Raw genomic sequence first — 15147 nt, 5'->3', positions numbered from 1 at the left:
CGGCTCCAGGCTCAGGCTGGGGGCAGATCAGCCGTCAGCATCTTCGAGATGTTGGCGGCCGTGCGTTCGATATGTTGCGTGAGCAGGGCGCAGGCGGTGTCCGCATCCCGCGCCAGGGCCGCCTTGAGGATGGCGTCATGCTCGTCGGGAATGTTCCGGTCCAGCGGCCGCGTCCGCAAGAAGATCCGGCGATACCGATCCGAAAAATCCAGCAGCTTTTCGCAGAACTGCGTCAGCACCGGCATCTGCCCGGCGCCAATCAGGGTCAGGTGGAATTCGCGGTGCCGCTGTTCCCAGTCGGCGGGCGCTTCTCCGGTTGCCGCGCCCCGCTTTTCGATCATTTGCAGGCGGTGATGCGCCGCCACCAGATCGACTTCCCATTCCTCGCCCCCCTGCGCCATGGCGGCGCGCAGGGCGCACGGCTCGAGCATCACCCGCAAGGCGGTGATTTCTTCATGGTTCTTCAGGGACACGGGCGCGACCTGGTAGCCGCGCTGGTCCTGCGCGATCACCAGGCCCTCGGCGGCCAGGCGGGACATGGCTTCGCGCAAGGGGCTCAGACTGACGTCGAACTGTTCGCACAACTGGTTCAGCCGCAGCGGTTGGCCGGGCTTGAACGCGCCGTTCAGCAGCTCGTCGCGCAGCGTTTGGGTCAGTCGGGAAGTAAGAGAGGCGCTCATGGCTTGCGATGATATCGTAAACACGCCGCTTGAAAATCGATATTGACGTAAAAATCGATTTACCTGACCATGGGCAACGGATCGCTGCCGATCCCTCATCGACCCTAGACGGAGACTGTCATGCTGCCCAAACGAATCGATCGCCAGTTGGTGGAATCACGCATTGGCGCCTACGCCGATCCGGTGACCTCGCAAGAAGCGCGTGGCGATATCTACAAAGACCTGATCGGCTTCATTCCGCCGCGCATTGAAGCCCGCCTGGCCGTGACCGGCGCGCTGGACCCCAAACTGCTGGATCTGCAGGAGCAGATGCGCGAGCAGGCCATGTATCCCAAGTGCTTCGACGTGAAAACGGCGCAGCTGATGCTGTTCGGCATGCTGTTGATGGACATGAACGATGCCGTGGTGCTGCATGGCATTGCCGCGCGGCGCGCCGGCGCAAGCTGGGAAGAGATGCAGGCCGTAGTCAGCCTGTGCTTCTTGTTCCGCGGGCTGTCGGCGGCCAACCGGGGCGCGGAACTGCTGGCGACAATTGCCGAACACGAAAGCAAGCAGGCCGATCCGGCGTGACGATGCGTTCTTGACGCAGCTTTTTGCCGCCACAGAGCCCGATCACGGGCCAGCGGCCCACAAGGTCATCAGGAGACAACCATGACTACGATCACAACGTCCGTTGCGGGTATTGCCCTGGCAGCCGCCCTGACGGGCCTGCTGGTGCACGGCGCCGCGCAGGCACAGGCACAAGCACAGGCGCCCTCCCCCCAGGCATTTCCGACCCGGCCAATCCAGATGGTCGTGCCCTTCGCGGCAGGCGGCGCGATCGACCAGATGGCGCGCGCCATGGGCGCATCGCTCAGCCGCGAACTGGGCCAGCAGGTCGTGGTGGAAAACAAGCCGGGTGCCGGCGGCAACATCGGCGCGGAACAGATCGCCAAGGCGGCGCCGACCGGCTATTCGGTGTTGGTCGGCACGTCGGCCACGCACGGCGTGAACCCGGCGCTGTTTCCGCGCCTGCCCTTCGATGCCGTTCGCGACTTCACACCGATCGCGCATTGGGGCTCGGTGCCCAATGTGCTGGTGGTGCGCGCCAGCAGTGACATCCGCAGCGTGCCCGACCTGATCGCCCAGGCGCAGCGCGAGCCCGGCAAGCTGACCTTCGGATCGGCCGGCAACGGTACGTCGCTGCACCTGGCGGGCGAACTGTTCAAGCAGGCTGCCAGTGTGGACATGACCCACGTGCCCTACAAGGGCGGCGCGCCGGCCGCGGTGGACTTGCTGGGCGGGAATATCGCGATGATGTTCGACACGGTCACGGTGTCCCTGCCCAACCTGAAAGCCGGCAAGACCCGCGCCCTGGCGGTGGCGGCGGCCCAGCGGCATCCGGCCCTGCCGGACGTGCCGACCTTTGCCGAATTGGGCTACCCCAGCGTGGTGTGCGCGACCTGGGCGGGCATGTTCGTGCCGGCCGCCACCCCGCCCGCTGTGGTTGCCGCGCTGACCGCAGCCAATCGCAGGGCACTGGCCGATCCAGCGGTGGTGGAGGTGATGAACAACACGGGCGTGCAGATCCACTTCATGGACAGCGCAGCGTTTGGCGACTACGTGGGAAGCGAAATCGCGCTGTGGGGCGGCATCGTGAAGAAGGGGAACATCCGCGCAGATTAAGGGTTGGCGGGATGCGGGACGGGCCGGCGGGATGCAGGCGGGCCGGCGTCACACGTGACCGGCCGGCGTCCCACGCGCAGCGCCCGCGCCTGCCAACCAGCCGGTCAGCCTTCCTTGAATTCCAGCGTGTACTTGGCCCCGTCGTCCTGCCCCAGCGCCTCGGTCAGCCAGGGCAAGGTGTCCTTCAGGGCCGCGGCCAGGGTCCACGGCGGGTTGAGGATGAACATGCCGCTGCCATTCAGTCCCAGGCCATCGCCCGACGGCGACTGCACGGTCAGCGCGGCATGCACCCAGCTCTTTACCGGCAGCTTGGCCAGGCGTTCGGGCAACTGAATGGCTTCGTTGCGGGCGACCTGCGGATACCACACGGCATAGCAGCCGGTGGCAAAGCGCTCCAGTCCGTCCTTCACGCTCTGGACCACACGCGCGTAATCGCGTTTGTCTTCATACGACGGATCCAGCAAAACCAGGCCGCGGCGGGTCGGCGGCGGCAGCAGCGCCTTGATGCCCTCGAAGCCATCAGCGGCGTAGATCATCGTGCGCCGGGCCACGTCCCGGCCTTGCGACTGGACGTTCTTGCGCAGCACGTCGATCTCGGTCGGATGCAGTTCGAACAGCCGCAGCCGGTCACGCTCGCGCAGCAGCTGCGCGGCAATGAAGGGCGATCCAGGGTAGTAGCGCAGCGTGCCGTCTTCGTTGAACGCGTCCACCTGTTTCAGGTAGTCGGCGATCATCTCGGGCAGATCGTCGCGCTCCCAGATCCTGGCGATGCCGGTTTCGTATTCGGCATTCTTTTCGGCCCACTCGTCTTCCAGCGCATAGGCGCCCGCCCCGGCATGCGTGTCGATGACCCAATACGGCGCGTCCTTTTGCGCAAGATGGCGCAGCAGGTAAACGACGATGGCATGTTTGAGGACGTCGGCGTGGTTGCCGGCGTGAAAGGCGTGACGGTAGCTGAACATAGGGACCCGGTTCGATGACCTTGCAGTGTACTAGGGGTTACACCCGGGGCTTTGACGCGACCTTGCCGGCGCACTACCTTGGCGGTCTGAGCAGGGACTCAGCCCCTGCCGTCCCTGCACCCTGACAAGGAGCCCCCCTATGAAACGACAGCATCTGATTTTCGCCGCCCTCGCCAGCGCCGCCGCCGTGTTTTCCCCATTGACGCATGCGCAGACCCCCGCTCCGATGAGCAATGACCATCACCGTACGTTGGGAGACGTCGTCGATGACAGCCTGATAACCACTCAGGTCAAAGGCGCGCTGCTGCGGGAACAGCTGACCAAGTCGCTGCAGATCAGCGTGAAAACGCTGAATGGCGTGGTGAACCTGACGGGCGCAGTCGAAAGCACCGAACAGATCGACTCCGCGCTGCGTACGGTGCGCGGCATCAAAGGCGTGACCGACGTCAAAAACAACTTGCAGCTGCGCAAGTAACGATTCCCGCCTGCGCGCCTAGGGGTGCCTGCGTGCTTTAGCATGCAATCCCTGCCTGCGCCATAGTCACGGCAAACACACCACAGCGCCCCGATAGGTCGGGGCGCTTTTGTTTTCAAGTCAGCGCTTGCACACCTACTATTCAGGTTGCACCCACCGACCAGGACAGCCACCATGTTCGAGCGCCTATTCAAGTTAAGTGAGCACGGGACGACCGTGAAGACCGAAGTGATCGCCGGGATCACGACGTTCCTGACGATGTCGTACATCATTTTCGTCAACCCGCAGATCCTGTCCACCACGGGCATGGATCGTGATGCGATCTTTGTCGCGACCTGCCTGGCCGCGGCCATCGGGTCGATCGTCATGGCGCTGGTGGCGAACTACCCGATCGGCATGGCGCCGGGCATGGGCCTGAATGCCTTCTTTGCCTTTACCGTCGTGGCCGCCCTGGGCTATACGTGGCAGCAGGCGCTGGGCGCCGTGTTCATCTCCGGCTGCATCTTCCTGTTGCTGACGGTCACCGGGATACGCAGCTGGCTCATTGCGGGCATTGCGCCGTCCTTGCGCAGCGCCATCGCGGCCGGTATTGGATTGTTCCTGGCCATCATCGCCTTGAGCAGCGCGGGCATCATCGTCAAGAATCCGGCCACCATGATCGGCCTGGGCGACCTGCATTCGCCGCAGGCCCTGCTGGCCGTGCTGGGCTTTTTCGTGATCGCCGTGCTGGATGCGCTCAAGGTTCGCGGCGCGATCCTGATCGGGATCCTGGTGGTCACGGTGGTCAGCATGCTGCTGGGCATCAATACCTTCAATGGCATTCTCTCGACGCCGCCCAGCCTTGCGCCTACCTTCCTGCAACTGGACATCCTGGGCGTGCTGCACGCGGGTTTCCTGCAGGTGATCCTGGTCTTCGTGCTGGTGGAAGTGTTCGACGCCACCGGCACCCTGATGGGCGTGGCCAAGCGGGCCGGTCTGCTCGAAGGTTCCAAGAACCGGATTGGCCGCGCCTTGTTTGCGGACAGCACCGCCATCACGGCCGGTTCCCTGCTCGGCACCAGCAGCACCACGGCCTTCGTTGAAAGCGCGTCGGGCGTGCAGGCCGGTGGCCGCACGGGCCTGACCGCGCTGGTGGTCGGCATCCTGTTCCTGGCCGCCCTGTTCATCGCGCCGCTGGCCGGGTCCATCCCTGCCTACGCCACCGCGCCCGCGCTGCTGTACGTGGCCGGCCTGATGATGCGGGAACTGATCGACGTGGACTGGGAAGACGTGACCGAGGCCGTACCGGCCGCGCTGACCACCCTGGCCATGCCCTTCACCTACTCGATCGCCACCGGCCTGGCCTTCGGTTTCATCAGCTATGTGGTGCTGAAGGCCTTCACGGGCCGCATCCGCCAGATCCACCCGGCAACGTGGGTGGTGGCCATCCTCTTCCTGATCCGCTTCGCGTTCTTCACCGAATGATCTGACGCAATGCGGGCCGCGCCAGCGAGCGTGGCCCAGGCAAAAAAACGGCGCATCGATCCGATGCGCCGTTTTTTATTCTTCCTCCGGCCTCAATCGTCCTCTTCGGCCGTGCCTTCCGGGTTGACGGCCTCATCGGTCTCGAACAGCGTGCAGGCGCCCCGCTCGGCGGCGCTGACCGTCTTGCGCAGATTCCCGAACAGGTCGCGTCCGATGCCGTTCACATGCGCCGACAGGTCGTGGTCGAACGGCGCGCGCTGCAGCCAGTCCACGGGGCCCAGCACGTGCAGCGTGCCCGCTTCGGCATCCAGGCGCACGATATCGCCGGTCTGGATCCGCCCGATCGCCCCACCCGACAAGGCCTCGGGCGTGACATGGATGGCGGCCGGCACCTTGCCCGATGCGCCCGACATGCGCCCATCGGTCACCAGCGCCACCTGGAACCCCCGTTCCTGCAGGATGCTCAGGGTCGGCGTCAGCTTGTGCAGTTCGGGCATGCCGTTCGCGGCCGGGCCTTGCCAGGTCACCACCGCCACGAAGTCGCGTTCCAGTTCGCCCCGATCAAAGGCGGCCAGCACGTCGTCCTGTTCCTGGAACACGATGGCCGGCGCCTCGATGATGCGATGCGGCGGCTTGACAGCCGACACCTTGATCACCGCGCGGCCCACATTGCCCTTGAGCAACTTGAGCCCGCCGTCCAGCGAGAACGGCTCGGAATACGGCCGCACGATGTCCTGGTTCAAGGGCTCGGCCGGCCCTGCGCGCCAGGCCAGGCGGCCGTCGTCCAGCCACGGTTCCTGCGTATACGCCGACAGGCCGCGGCCGGCCACGGTCGTCACGTCTTCATGCAGCAGGCCGGCATCCAGCAATTGCCCGATCACATAGCCCAGCCCACCCGCGGCATGGAACTCGTTGACGTCGGCCTTGCCGTTCGGATACACGCGCGCCAGCAACGGCACCACGTCCGACAGGTGCGAAAAGTCATCCCAGTTCAGCACGATGCGGGCCGCCCGCGCCATCGCCACCAGGTGCAGCGTATGGTTGGTCGACCCGCCTGTGGCCATCAGGCCGACAATGCCGTTCACAAAGGCGCGCACGTCCAGCACCTCGCAGATCGGGGTGTACGCGTCCGACCCGTGGCACAGCTGCACGGCCCGCCGCGCCGCGCCGCGCGTCAGCGCTTCACGCAGCGGCGTGCCGGGATTCACAAAGGCACTGCCCGGCAGATGCAGTCCCATGAACTCCATCAGCATCTGGTTGGAGTTGGCCGTGCCATAGAAGGTACAGGTGCCGGGTCCATGGTAGGACTGCGCCTCGGCTTCCAGCAGCACTTCGCGGCTGACCTTGCCTTCGGTGTAGAGCTGGCGCGTGCGGGCCTTTTGATCATTGCTCAGGCCCGTCGTCATCGGCCCGGCCGGCACGAAGATGGCCGGCAGATGGCCGAACGACAGGGCGCCAATGACCAGCCCCGGCACGATCTTGTCGCACACGCCCAGGTACAGGCCCGCATCGAACATCTGGTGCGACAGCGCAATCGCGGTGGACATGGCGATCACGTCGCGCGAAAACAGCGACAGCTCCATGCCTTCCTGGCCCTGCGTGACGCCATCGCACATGGCGGGCACCCCGCCGGCAAACTGGGCCGTGGCGCCGGCCTGCAGCGCGGCTTCCTTGATCCATGCCGGGTAGGCTTCCAGTGGCTGGTGCGCCGACAGCATGTCGTTGTAGGCGGACACGATCGCCAGGTTCGGCCGTTGCTGCTCGCGGATGCGGAACTTGGCTTCCTTGGGCATGGCCGCGAAACCATGGGCCAGGTTGGTACACGAGATCTGGCTGCGGGCAACCCGCGCACCGGCACGGGCGCGGGTCTCGGCCAGCCAGTCGTCCCGGCGGGTGCCGCTGCGCCGGATGATGCGCTCGGTAACGGCGTCAAGGACGGGGTGATGGGCCATTCAGGATTTCCTCCAGCGCCGCCAGGCGGCGCATGTAAGTCCTACGCCAGAGCGGCGCGTGTGAGTTCAGCGACCGGAGGGGGTGCGCCGGATCAGGAGTCGGAACGGCAGCAGCATGCTGATGCCGATGGCCAGCTTGACCGCCAGGTCGCCGGCCGCCCAGGATGTCCAGGGCAGGCCCTGGCCCGAGAACGCGATGCTCCAGAACAGCGCGGTATCGAGCGTGGCCGACAAGACTGTGGAGACCAGTGGCGCACGCCACCAGTTCCCCTGACGCAGCCGATCGAACACCTGGATGTCCAGCAATTGCGATGCGATATAGGCCGTGCCGGACGCGATCGCGATGCGCGGCGGAGCCAGCATCAATGACGCCAGGACCGCCACCGCGAACCCGACCCACGCCACCCGCCGCGCCCGTTGCGGGCCATGTCGCCGGTTGACGAGATCGATGGCCAGGTAGGCCACCGGATAGGTGAATGCGCCCCAGGTCAGCCAGTCATTGATGGGAAACTGGACCAGCAGATTGGAACTGAGCACGATCGCGCCCATGGCGAGAATGGCGCGCACGAACTGCCACCGCGACATGGGCTCGAACGGCATCAGCCCTCCAGCGTCCGCAGGCGCCGCAGCGCCGGGAACAGGAACATCCACAGGCCGGCAATGGCAATGGTGCCCACGCCGCCGATCAGCACGGCCGGGACGACGCCGAACAAGGCTGCTGTTACGCCGGATTCGAATTCACCCAGCTGGTTGGACGTGCCCACGAACAGCGAGTTGACCGCGCTGACGCGGCCCAGCATGTCGTTGGGCGTCTGCAGCTGCACCAGCGTAAAGCGGATCACCACGCTGACGACGTCGGCCGCGCCCAGCAGCACCAGGGCGCCCATCGACAGCAGGATGTTGGTCGACAGCCCGAACAGGATGGTTGCCAGACCGAACACGCCCAGCGACGCAAACAGCATCGGCCCGACGTTCTTCTTGATCGGGTAGTGCGCCAGAAATACCGACATGGCCAGGGCGCCCAGCGCGGGCGAGGTCCGCAGCAGGCCCAGCCCCCAGGGCCCGGCATGCAGGATATCCTTGGCGTAGATGGGCAGCAGCGCCGTCGCGCCGCCCAGCAGCACGGCGAACAGGTCCAGCGACAGCGTGCCCAGGATCACCGGCCGGCTGCGAATGAAGCTGATCCCCGAGAACACCGACTTGAACGTGACGGGTTCCTTGGACGCAATGGCGCGTTCGATCCGGATCAGCGACACCACCAGGGCGCCCAGGCCAAAGAACACGCAGGCCACGACATACGCCACGGTGGATCCAAAGCCGAACAGCAGGCCACCCAACGCCGGGCCCAGGATCTGCGCGGTCTGGGTGGCCGATGTCGACCACGCCGCGGCCTGCGGCAGCATGGCCCGCGGCACCACGCCCTGCACCAGCGCCGCCATGGTCGGCGATTCGAACGCTCGCGCCGCGCCGCCAATCGCCACGATCACCAGGATCGCGTCGCGCGTCAGCCAGCCTTCATACGTGCCGAACGCCAGCACGCCCGCCGCCACCGCCTCCACGGCCATGCAGATACTGGCAATGGTCCGCCGGTCGTAACGGTCGGCCACATGCCCCACCACAAAGGTCAGCACCACCATGGGCAGAAACTGCGCCAGTCCCACCAGGCCCAGGTCCAGCGCGCGGCCCGTCAGGTTGTAGACCTGCCAGCCCACCGCCACCGACAGCATCTGGAACGACAGCGTCGACAGCACGCGGCCGAACCAGAACAGCACGAAGGGTCGGTGGCGCGCGACCGACGATGGCAGGTCGGCCGCCGCCGGGTCAGTGACGACGGCCGCCGCGCTTGCCGCGGCCGCAGAAGCGGGACGATCTGGTGCAGGAGGTTCAGTTGCCGAATTCATCGCCCATCTCGTGTGCCCGGTCGGCCGCTGCCTGCATGGCGCGCACCACCGTGGCCTTGAAGCCATCCTGTTCCATGACGGCCAGCGCCGCCGCGGTGGTGCCCCCCTTCGAGGTGACGCGCTCGCGCAGCAGCGACGGCGGCTCGGTCGACTCCGCGGCCAGCCGCGTCGCGCCCGACAGGGTCGCCAGCGCCAGCGAGCGCGATTGACCGACATCCAGCCCGACGGCCAGCCCGCCTTCAATCAGCGCCTCGATCATCAGGAACACATAGGCCGGACCGCTGCCCGACAGGGCCGTCACGCCATCCAACTGCGACTCATCATCGACCCACACCACCTCGCCCACCGACGCAAGAATCTGTCCTGCAAGGTCGCGGTCGGCGTCCGGCGTGCCCGGCAAGGCGGCCAGGCCCGAAATCCCCGCGCCGATCAGGGACGGCGTATTGGGCATGCAGCGGACCAGCCGCGTCGCCGACAGCCAGCGCGCCAGGTCGGCCGCACGAATGCCGGCCGCAATGCTGATGACCAGGCTGTCGCGCAGGAAGGGTTCGGTCGCGATCGCCACCGCTTTCATCACCTGCGGTTTGACGGCATAGACCCACACCTGGCAATGAGCCAGAGCTTCGTCGGGCTCGGCCGATACCGACGCGCCGCGGGCGCGCCAGGCCTCGCGCAAGTCGTCGTTGACCTCGACCACGTGGATGTTGCCGATGGGGCAGAGCTTGCCCGCCAGGCCGCTCACCAGCGCAGACGCCATATTGCCGCCGCCGATGAATGCAATGGAAAGGTCTTCAGAGCGCATGAGCAGGAACCGTCAGAAAGAGTCGAGGACGACGGGCAGCACACCCGTCGGCAGAAGGAAGAAGGAAGAAAGAAGAAGGGAAACGCCGTGGCGCGCCGGCCGGTCAGGCATAGGCGCGGTTGCCGAAGATCGCGGTGCCCACACGCACGATCGTGGCGCCCTCGGCCACCGCCGCTTCCAGGTCGTCCGACATGCCCATCGACAGGGTGTCGACCGGCAGGCCTGCGTCCCGCAACTGCTGTTGCAGCGCCGCCAGGCGGGCAAAGGCGGCGCGCTGCACCGCCGGGTCGTCGGACGGCGCCGGGATCGACATCAGGCCGCGCAGCTGCAGCCGTGGCAACCCGTGCACGGCCTGCGCCAGGGGCAGCACGTCATGGGGGGCCACGCCGCTCTTGGTGGCTTCATTGTCCAGATTCACCTGCAGGCAGACCTGCAGCGGGGCCAGGCCTTCCCGCCGCAGATCGGACAGGCGCTGCGCAATCTTCAGGCGGTCGATGCTGTGGACCCAGTCCATGTGCTCGGCCACCTGGCGCGCCTTGTTGCTTTGCAAGGGACCGATGAAGTGCCAGGCCAGCGGGCCGCGCGCAGCCTGCAGCGCGTCCATCTTGGCGATGGCTTCCTGCACATAGCTTTCGCCGAACACCGTGTGGCCAGCGTCGATGGCGGCCTGGACGGCGTCGGCATCGAAGGTCTTGGACACGGCCATCAGCGTGACGGCCGCCGGGTCGCGCCCGCAGGCCTGCGCGGCACGATCGATACGCTGCCTCACGGCCTGGAGATGGTCGGCAATCAGCGACATGGCGGTGGGCGCAAAAAGGAAGGATTATAAGCGTGCGTCGACCCGCCGGGCCCCTGCCCGCGGACCGCCGATCAGGCGCGGGACAGCACGGACGTCTGGACGAAGATGCCCGCAAACACGGCAAAGCCGAACCAGGTGTTGTTCAGGAAGGCACGAAAGCATGGGCCTGGCTCGCGGTGCCGGATCCACACCAGGTGCCTCACCGCGATCGCCGCCGCGGCCGCCAGCCCCAGATAAAAGGCCCAGCCGTAGCCCAGCGAAACACCGATCCCGCCCAGCATGGCCAGCGTGACGGCATAACAGATGCCGACCATCAGCACGTCGTAGCGGCCAAAGGTAATGGCCGACGTATGCAGCCCCAGCTTCAGGTCGTCCGGCCGGTCCACCATGGCGTATTCGGTGTCATAGGCAATGGCCCAGACGATATTGGCCAGCAGCATCAGCCAGCCGATGGCGGGCACGGTGCCCAGGACGGCCGCAAAGGCCATCGGAATGCCGAAGCCAAACGCGATGCCCAGATAGGCCTGGGGGATGGCAAAAAAACGCTTGAATTTGGGATAGCTGACGGCCAGAAAAGCCGCCACCACGGCCAGGGCCCACACCAGGTAATTCATGGGCAGCACCAGCAGGAAGGACACCAGCGCCAGTCCGGCCGCGACCAGCAGGGCTTCTTTTGGCGAGATCAGTCCGGACGTCAGCACCCGGTCCCTGGTGCGCGCCACGTGCAGATCCACATCGCGGTCAAAGTAATCGTTGATGGCGCAGCCGGCCGATCGCATCAGGGCCGTCCCGAGCACGAACGCAAATACGAGATACGGCGCAGGCGCGCCGTTGCTGGCGATCCAGAGGGCCCACAGCGTGGGCCACAGCAGCAGCAAAATGCCGATGGGCTTGTCGATGCGCACCAGCCGCGCATACAGGCCGACACGCTGCGCCAAAGAGATAGAGGCGGAAGTCATCCCGCCATCGTAACAAGCCCGGGGGCCCAAGGGCCAGATCGAACGAACGCGCGTTCAGGTGCGCAGCGCGTAACGCTTCAGTTTCCCGGTTTCGGTGCGCGGCAGTCCCTCCACGAACTGGATCGTGCGGGGATACTTGTAGGGCGCGATCGTGGCCTTGACGTAATCCTGCAGCGTCTTGACCATGCCGTCGTCAGGCGTGAATCCCGGCTTCAAGACAACAAACGCCTTTACCACCTGGCCACGTTCGGCGTCCGGCGCCCCCACCACCCCACACTCGGCCACGGCCTCATGCAGCAGCAAGGCGCTTTCCACTTCCGGCCCGGCAATGTTGTAGCCGGCCGAAATAATCATGTCGTCGGCGCGCGCCTGGTAGAACAGGTAGCCGTCGGCATCCATCAGGAAGCTGTCGCCGGTCAGGTTCCAGCCGTTCTGCACGGCCGTGGCCTGGCGGGTATCGGCCAGATATTTGCATCCGGTCGGACCGCGCACCGCCAGACGGCCCGGGGTACCCGGCGGCACGGGCTGCATCTGCTCGTCGACGATGCAGGCCTCATATCCCGGCACGGGCTTGCCGATGGCGCCCTTGCGCACGTCGCTTCCAGTGCTCGAAATGAAGATGTGGATCATCTCGGTGCTGCCGATGCCGTCCGTCATTTCCAGGCCGGTGGCCTGCTTCCAGAGCTGCCGCGTAGCGTCGGGCAAGGCTTCGCCCGCCGACACGCTGGCGCGCAAGGACGACAGATCAAAGCTGCCGACCAGCGCCGCCATCTGGCGATAAAAGGTGGGCGCCGTGAACACGATGGTGGCGCGGAAATCCTGGATGGTCTGCAGCAGGGACTCGGGTGTCAGGCGCTCGGCCAGCACCACCGATGCGCCCACCCGCAGCGGAAAGCACAGCATGCCCCCCAGCCCGAAGGTAAAGGCCAGCGGCGGCGTGCCGCAAAACACGTCGTCCTGCGTCGCTTTCAGCACATGGCGCGGGAAGAGGTCACACATCGCCAGTACGTCGCGATGAAAGTGCATGCACCCCTTGGGCGACCCGGTGGTGCCGCTGGTGAACGCGATCAGGCACACGTCATCGATCGCGGTATCGCAGGCATCGAAGTGGTCGGGCTTGCCGGCGGCCAGCGTTTCCAGTTCCTGCGCGCTGGCGTCGTTCGCGCCGGTGGCGTTGAACAGCACCACGCGCTGCAGCGACGCGCAATAGTGGGCCTGCCCGTCGTCCGTGCATGCAACCAGATCATCCTTGAGCCGCACGTCGCACAGGGCGGCGGTGACCTCGGCCTTGTCGATGATCTGCTTGAGTTCGGTGGCGCGCAGCAGCGGCATGGTCGGCACGACCACCAGCCCCGCCTTGACCGCGGCCAGCCAGGCGATGGCCATGCCAGCGTTGTTCGGGCCGCGCAGCAGCAGCCGGTTGCCGGGCACCAGGCCCATGTCGCCGGTCAGCACGTGCGCAACGCGGTTGACGGCGCGCTGCAAGTCCCGATAAGTCAGGGATGCCGGACCGGTTTCACCCAGCCAGTGCAGCGCCGGACGCTCGCCCTGCCCGCGCGCCACGGCGCCGTCGACCAGCTCGGCCGCGCAGTTGATGCGCGCCGGATAGGCCACGTCGGGGTTGTCGAGCAGGAAGTCGGGCCACAGCCCTGGGTCGGGCAAATGATCCCGCGAAAAGCTATCGATGTGCGCCGAACGCTCCATGCTGGCCTCCAACGGCGTTGTGGTGGTCCCGCGTCTGCGCGCGGGGGGTCTCTTCCAATAACTGTAGCCGAAAACCTTTAGGTTTCAACTAATTTTTTGGAGGGGGTGGCGGGCGGATTCGCAGGCGAAAAAAAACCGCGGCGCCTGCCGCGGTTCCCTTCGGGACGCGGCTGGCGCCGGTCCCATGACATCGCTGTCGATTACTGCAGGATGCTGCGCAGCATCCACGCGGTCTTTTCGTGGATGTCCAGGCGCTGCGTCATCAGGTCGGCCGTTGGCTGGTCGTTGGCGGCATCGGCCATCGCGAAGGTCTCGCGAGCGGTGCGCGCCACGGCTTCGTGACCCGACACCAGCAGGCGGACCATGTCCAGCGCTTCGGGCACATTGACCGGCTCTTCGATCGACGAGAGCTGGTTGAAGTCGCGGTAGGTACCCGGGGCGAAGTGACCCAGGGCGCGGATACGTTCGGCCACGTCGTCGATCGAATTCCAGAGCTCGGTGTACTGCGTCATGAACATCGTGTGCAGCGTGTTGAACATCGGACCCGTCACGTTCCAGTGGAAGTTATGGGTCATCTGATACAGCGTGTAGGTGTCGGCCAGGAGCTTCGACAGACCACCCGCGACGGCGGTGCGGTCGGCATCCGAAATGCCGATGTCGATGCGTGGCGCGACCACGGCGGTTTGGCTCATGTTCTTGCCGGCGGAAACCTTCACGGGTTCCGGGACTTTCGTGCTAACTTTCTTGACCATCGTTTACTCCCCTCGTTGTTGTTCGAGACCTATGAACAAATTACCAGATGGCGATCATTCGCCGCATTACAAGACAACGTTCAGACCTCTTGCGCTGCCTCGGAAATCATTGTCACGCCGTTCAGATCGCAGTCCTGCACGGCGGCCACCAGCGCCTCGATGGCCTGGGTGCGCGGAAAGCTCTTGCGCCACGCCAGCACCACCCGGCGATCGGGCGCCGGATCCTCGAACGGAATGTAGGCCAGCATCTCACGCTCATCCGGATGTGCCGGCACCGACGTCTTGGGCACCACGGTGATGCCGATGCCCGACGCCACCATATGCCGGATCGTCTCCAGTGACGACCCTTCGAACGTGCGCTGAATGCCATCGTTCGACGCCGAAAACCGCGCCAGCTCGGGGCAGACTTCCAGCACCTGGTCGCGAAAACAGTGCCCGCTGCCCAGAAGCAGCATCGTCTCGTTCTTCAGCTCTTCCGATGCCACGCTTTTCCGGTTGGCCCACGGATGCTTCTTTGGCACCGCCACCACGAAGGGCTCGTCATACAAAGGCTGGATCACCAGGCCCGCGTCGGGCAGCGGCAGGGCCATGATGGCGCAGTCGATCTCGCCCTGGCGCAGCAATTCAAGCAGCCGCACCGTGAAGTATTCCTGCAGCAGCAGCGGCATCTGCGGCGTGCGTTCGATCAGGCGCGGAATCAGCTGCGGCAACAGATACGGACTGATCGTGTAGATCACGCCCACTCGCAAGGCGCCCGATAGCGGATCATGCCCCTGCTTGGCGATTTCCTTCAGGTTAGCGCCTTCTTCCAGCACTTTTTGCGCCTGCGCCACCACCCGCTGGCCGATCGGCGTCACGCCGACTTCCGAGCCGCCCCGCTCGAAGATCGTCACGCCCAGCTCGTCTTCCAGCTTGCGGATCGCCACCGACAGTGTCGGCTGGCTGACAAAACAGGCTTCGGCCGCGCGTCCGAAATGCCGTTCGCGCGCCACGGCCACGATGTACTTCAACTCGGTCAGCGTCATTGCCCTG

The 15147-nt window shown here is 65.7% G+C and carries 15 protein-coding genes; 4 read left to right on the top strand and 11 right to left on the bottom strand.

Going from position 1 to position 15147, the window contains the following annotated elements; all coding sequences use genetic code 11:
• Nucleotides 1–11 precede the first annotated feature (11 nt).
• Nucleotides 12–680, bottom strand: coding sequence for a GntR family transcriptional regulator (locus IE116_RS23295; RefSeq protein ID WP_189616013.1), 669 nt, complete (start codon nucleotides 678–680; stop codon nucleotides 12–14).
• Between the two features lie 120 nt (nucleotides 681–800).
• On the opposite strand from IE116_RS23295, the gene IE116_RS23290 reads away from it, so the two are divergent.
• Nucleotides 801–1250: a carboxymuconolactone decarboxylase family protein gene (locus tag IE116_RS23290; RefSeq protein ID WP_189616011.1), complete on the top strand. Its 450-nt coding sequence runs from the start codon at nucleotides 801–803 to the stop codon at nucleotides 1248–1250.
• Between the two features lie 81 nt (nucleotides 1251–1331).
• Nucleotides 1332–2345, top strand: coding sequence for a Bug family tripartite tricarboxylate transporter substrate binding protein (locus tag IE116_RS23285; protein WP_189616008.1), 1014 nt, complete (start codon nucleotides 1332–1334; stop codon nucleotides 2343–2345).
• 104 nt (nucleotides 2346–2449) lie between these two features.
• On the opposite strand, the gene IE116_RS23280 is transcribed toward IE116_RS23285, so the two are convergent.
• On the bottom strand, nucleotides 2450–3307 hold the full coding sequence (locus tag IE116_RS23280; protein WP_189616006.1) for a 23S rRNA (adenine(2030)-N(6))-methyltransferase RlmJ: 858 nt from the start codon (nucleotides 3305–3307) through the stop codon (nucleotides 2450–2452).
• Between the two features lie 139 nt (nucleotides 3308–3446).
• Here IE116_RS23280 and IE116_RS23275 point away from each other — a divergent pair, with 139 nt between their 5' ends.
• The gene (locus tag IE116_RS23275; protein WP_189616005.1) at nucleotides 3447–3782 is read left to right on the top strand and encodes a BON domain-containing protein; all 336 of its coding nucleotides are present in this window, start codon (nucleotides 3447–3449) and stop codon (nucleotides 3780–3782) included.
• A gap of 174 nt (nucleotides 3783–3956) precedes the next feature.
• Nucleotides 3957–5246, top strand: coding sequence for an NCS2 family permease (locus IE116_RS23270; protein ID WP_189616003.1), 1290 nt, complete (start codon nucleotides 3957–3959; stop codon nucleotides 5244–5246).
• A gap of 92 nt (nucleotides 5247–5338) precedes the next feature.
• On the opposite strand, the gene edd is transcribed toward IE116_RS23270, so the two are convergent.
• The 9 genes from edd to IE116_RS23225 form a co-directional block, all read right to left on the bottom strand.
• A complete protein-coding gene (edd, locus tag IE116_RS23265) occupies nucleotides 5339–7198 on the bottom strand; it encodes a phosphogluconate dehydratase (protein ID WP_189616001.1) in 1860 nt (619 codons plus the stop codon).
• Nucleotides 7199–7264: 66 nt separating this feature from the next.
• Nucleotides 7265–7798, bottom strand: coding sequence for a queuosine precursor transporter (locus IE116_RS23260; protein ID WP_189615999.1), 534 nt, complete (start codon nucleotides 7796–7798; stop codon nucleotides 7265–7267).
• Nucleotides 7798–9099 carry an MFS transporter gene (locus tag IE116_RS23255; RefSeq protein ID WP_189615998.1) on the bottom strand — a complete coding sequence of 434 codons (1302 nt, stop codon included), beginning with the start codon at nucleotides 9097–9099 and terminating at the stop codon, nucleotides 7798–7800. The genes IE116_RS23260 and IE116_RS23255 overlap by 1 nt, the downstream gene beginning before the upstream one ends.
• Complete coding sequence (gene proC, locus IE116_RS23250) at nucleotides 9083–9901, bottom strand: pyrroline-5-carboxylate reductase (protein ID WP_189615996.1); 819 nt, start codon at nucleotides 9899–9901, stop codon at nucleotides 9083–9085. The genes IE116_RS23255 and proC overlap by 17 nt, the downstream gene beginning before the upstream one ends.
• A 103-nt stretch (nucleotides 9902–10004) precedes the next feature.
• Nucleotides 10005–10700, bottom strand: coding sequence for a YggS family pyridoxal phosphate-dependent enzyme (locus IE116_RS23245; protein WP_189615993.1), 696 nt, complete (start codon nucleotides 10698–10700; stop codon nucleotides 10005–10007).
• Nucleotides 10701–10771: 71 nt separating this feature from the next.
• Complete coding sequence (gene ubiA / locus IE116_RS23240) at nucleotides 10772–11659, bottom strand: 4-hydroxybenzoate octaprenyltransferase (RefSeq protein ID WP_189615992.1); 888 nt, start codon at nucleotides 11657–11659, stop codon at nucleotides 10772–10774.
• Between the two features lie 54 nt (nucleotides 11660–11713).
• On the bottom strand, nucleotides 11714–13363 hold the full coding sequence (locus IE116_RS23235) for an AMP-binding protein (protein WP_189615989.1): 1650 nt from the start codon (nucleotides 13361–13363) through the stop codon (nucleotides 11714–11716).
• 200 nt (nucleotides 13364–13563) lie between these two features.
• Entirely contained in the window at nucleotides 13564–14055 is a 492-nt protein-coding gene (locus IE116_RS23230; RefSeq protein ID WP_189615987.1) for a Dps family protein, read from the bottom strand.
• 140 nt (nucleotides 14056–14195) lie between these two features.
• Nucleotides 14196–15140, bottom strand: a complete 945-nt coding sequence (locus IE116_RS23225) for a LysR substrate-binding domain-containing protein (RefSeq protein WP_189615985.1) — start codon at nucleotides 15138–15140, stop codon at nucleotides 14196–14198.
• Between the last annotated feature and the right edge of the window lie 7 nt (nucleotides 15141–15147).

It is taken from the genome of Pigmentiphaga litoralis (genome assembly GCF_014651835.1).
In the GTDB taxonomy this organism is placed as follows: Bacteria; Pseudomonadota; Gammaproteobacteria; order Burkholderiales; family Burkholderiaceae_B; genus Pigmentiphaga; species Pigmentiphaga litoralis.
Note: the sequence above shows the minus strand (reverse complement) of the source record. Positions and strands in the feature narration are given on the sequence as shown.

What these genes read in the sequence shown, in the direction of transcription:
- IE116_RS23275 (WP_189616005.1), top strand. Translation starts at nt 3,447, where the DNA reads ATGAAACGACAGCATCTGATTTTCGCCGCCCTCGCCAGCGCCGCCGCC.
- IE116_RS23255 (WP_189615998.1), bottom strand. Translation starts at nt 9,099, where the DNA reads ATGAATTCGGCAACTGAACCTCCTGCACCAGATCGTCCCGCTTCTGCG.
- IE116_RS23245 (WP_189615993.1), bottom strand. Translation starts at nt 10,700, where the DNA reads ATGTCGCTGATTGCCGACCATCTCCAGGCCGTGAGGCAGCGTATCGAT.
- IE116_RS23295 (WP_189616013.1), bottom strand. Translation starts at nt 680, where the DNA reads ATGAGCGCCTCTCTTACTTCCCGACTGACCCAAACGCTGCGCGACGAG.
- IE116_RS23230 (WP_189615987.1), bottom strand. Translation starts at nt 14,055, where the DNA reads ATGAGCCAAACCGCCGTGGTCGCGCCACGCATCGACATCGGCATTTCG.
- IE116_RS23235 (WP_189615989.1), bottom strand. Translation starts at nt 13,363, where the DNA reads ATGGAGCGTTCGGCGCACATCGATAGCTTTTCGCGGGATCATTTGCCC.
- proC (WP_189615996.1), bottom strand. Translation starts at nt 9,901, where the DNA reads ATGCGCTCTGAAGACCTTTCCATTGCATTCATCGGCGGCGGCAATATG.
- IE116_RS23280 (WP_189616006.1), bottom strand. Translation starts at nt 3,307, where the DNA reads ATGTTCAGCTACCGTCACGCCTTTCACGCCGGCAACCACGCCGACGTC.
- ubiA (WP_189615992.1), bottom strand. Translation starts at nt 11,659, where the DNA reads ATGACTTCCGCCTCTATCTCTTTGGCGCAGCGTGTCGGCCTGTATGCG.
- edd (WP_189616001.1), bottom strand. Translation starts at nt 7,198, where the DNA reads ATGGCCCATCACCCCGTCCTTGACGCCGTTACCGAGCGCATCATCCGG.
- IE116_RS23285 (WP_189616008.1), top strand. Translation starts at nt 1,332, where the DNA reads ATGACTACGATCACAACGTCCGTTGCGGGTATTGCCCTGGCAGCCGCC.
- IE116_RS23225 (WP_189615985.1), bottom strand. Translation starts at nt 15,140, where the DNA reads ATGACGCTGACCGAGTTGAAGTACATCGTGGCCGTGGCGCGCGAACGG.
- IE116_RS23270 (WP_189616003.1), top strand. Translation starts at nt 3,957, where the DNA reads ATGTTCGAGCGCCTATTCAAGTTAAGTGAGCACGGGACGACCGTGAAG.
- IE116_RS23290 (WP_189616011.1), top strand. Translation starts at nt 801, where the DNA reads ATGCTGCCCAAACGAATCGATCGCCAGTTGGTGGAATCACGCATTGGC.
- IE116_RS23260 (WP_189615999.1), bottom strand. Translation starts at nt 7,798, where the DNA reads ATGCCGTTCGAGCCCATGTCGCGGTGGCAGTTCGTGCGCGCCATTCTC.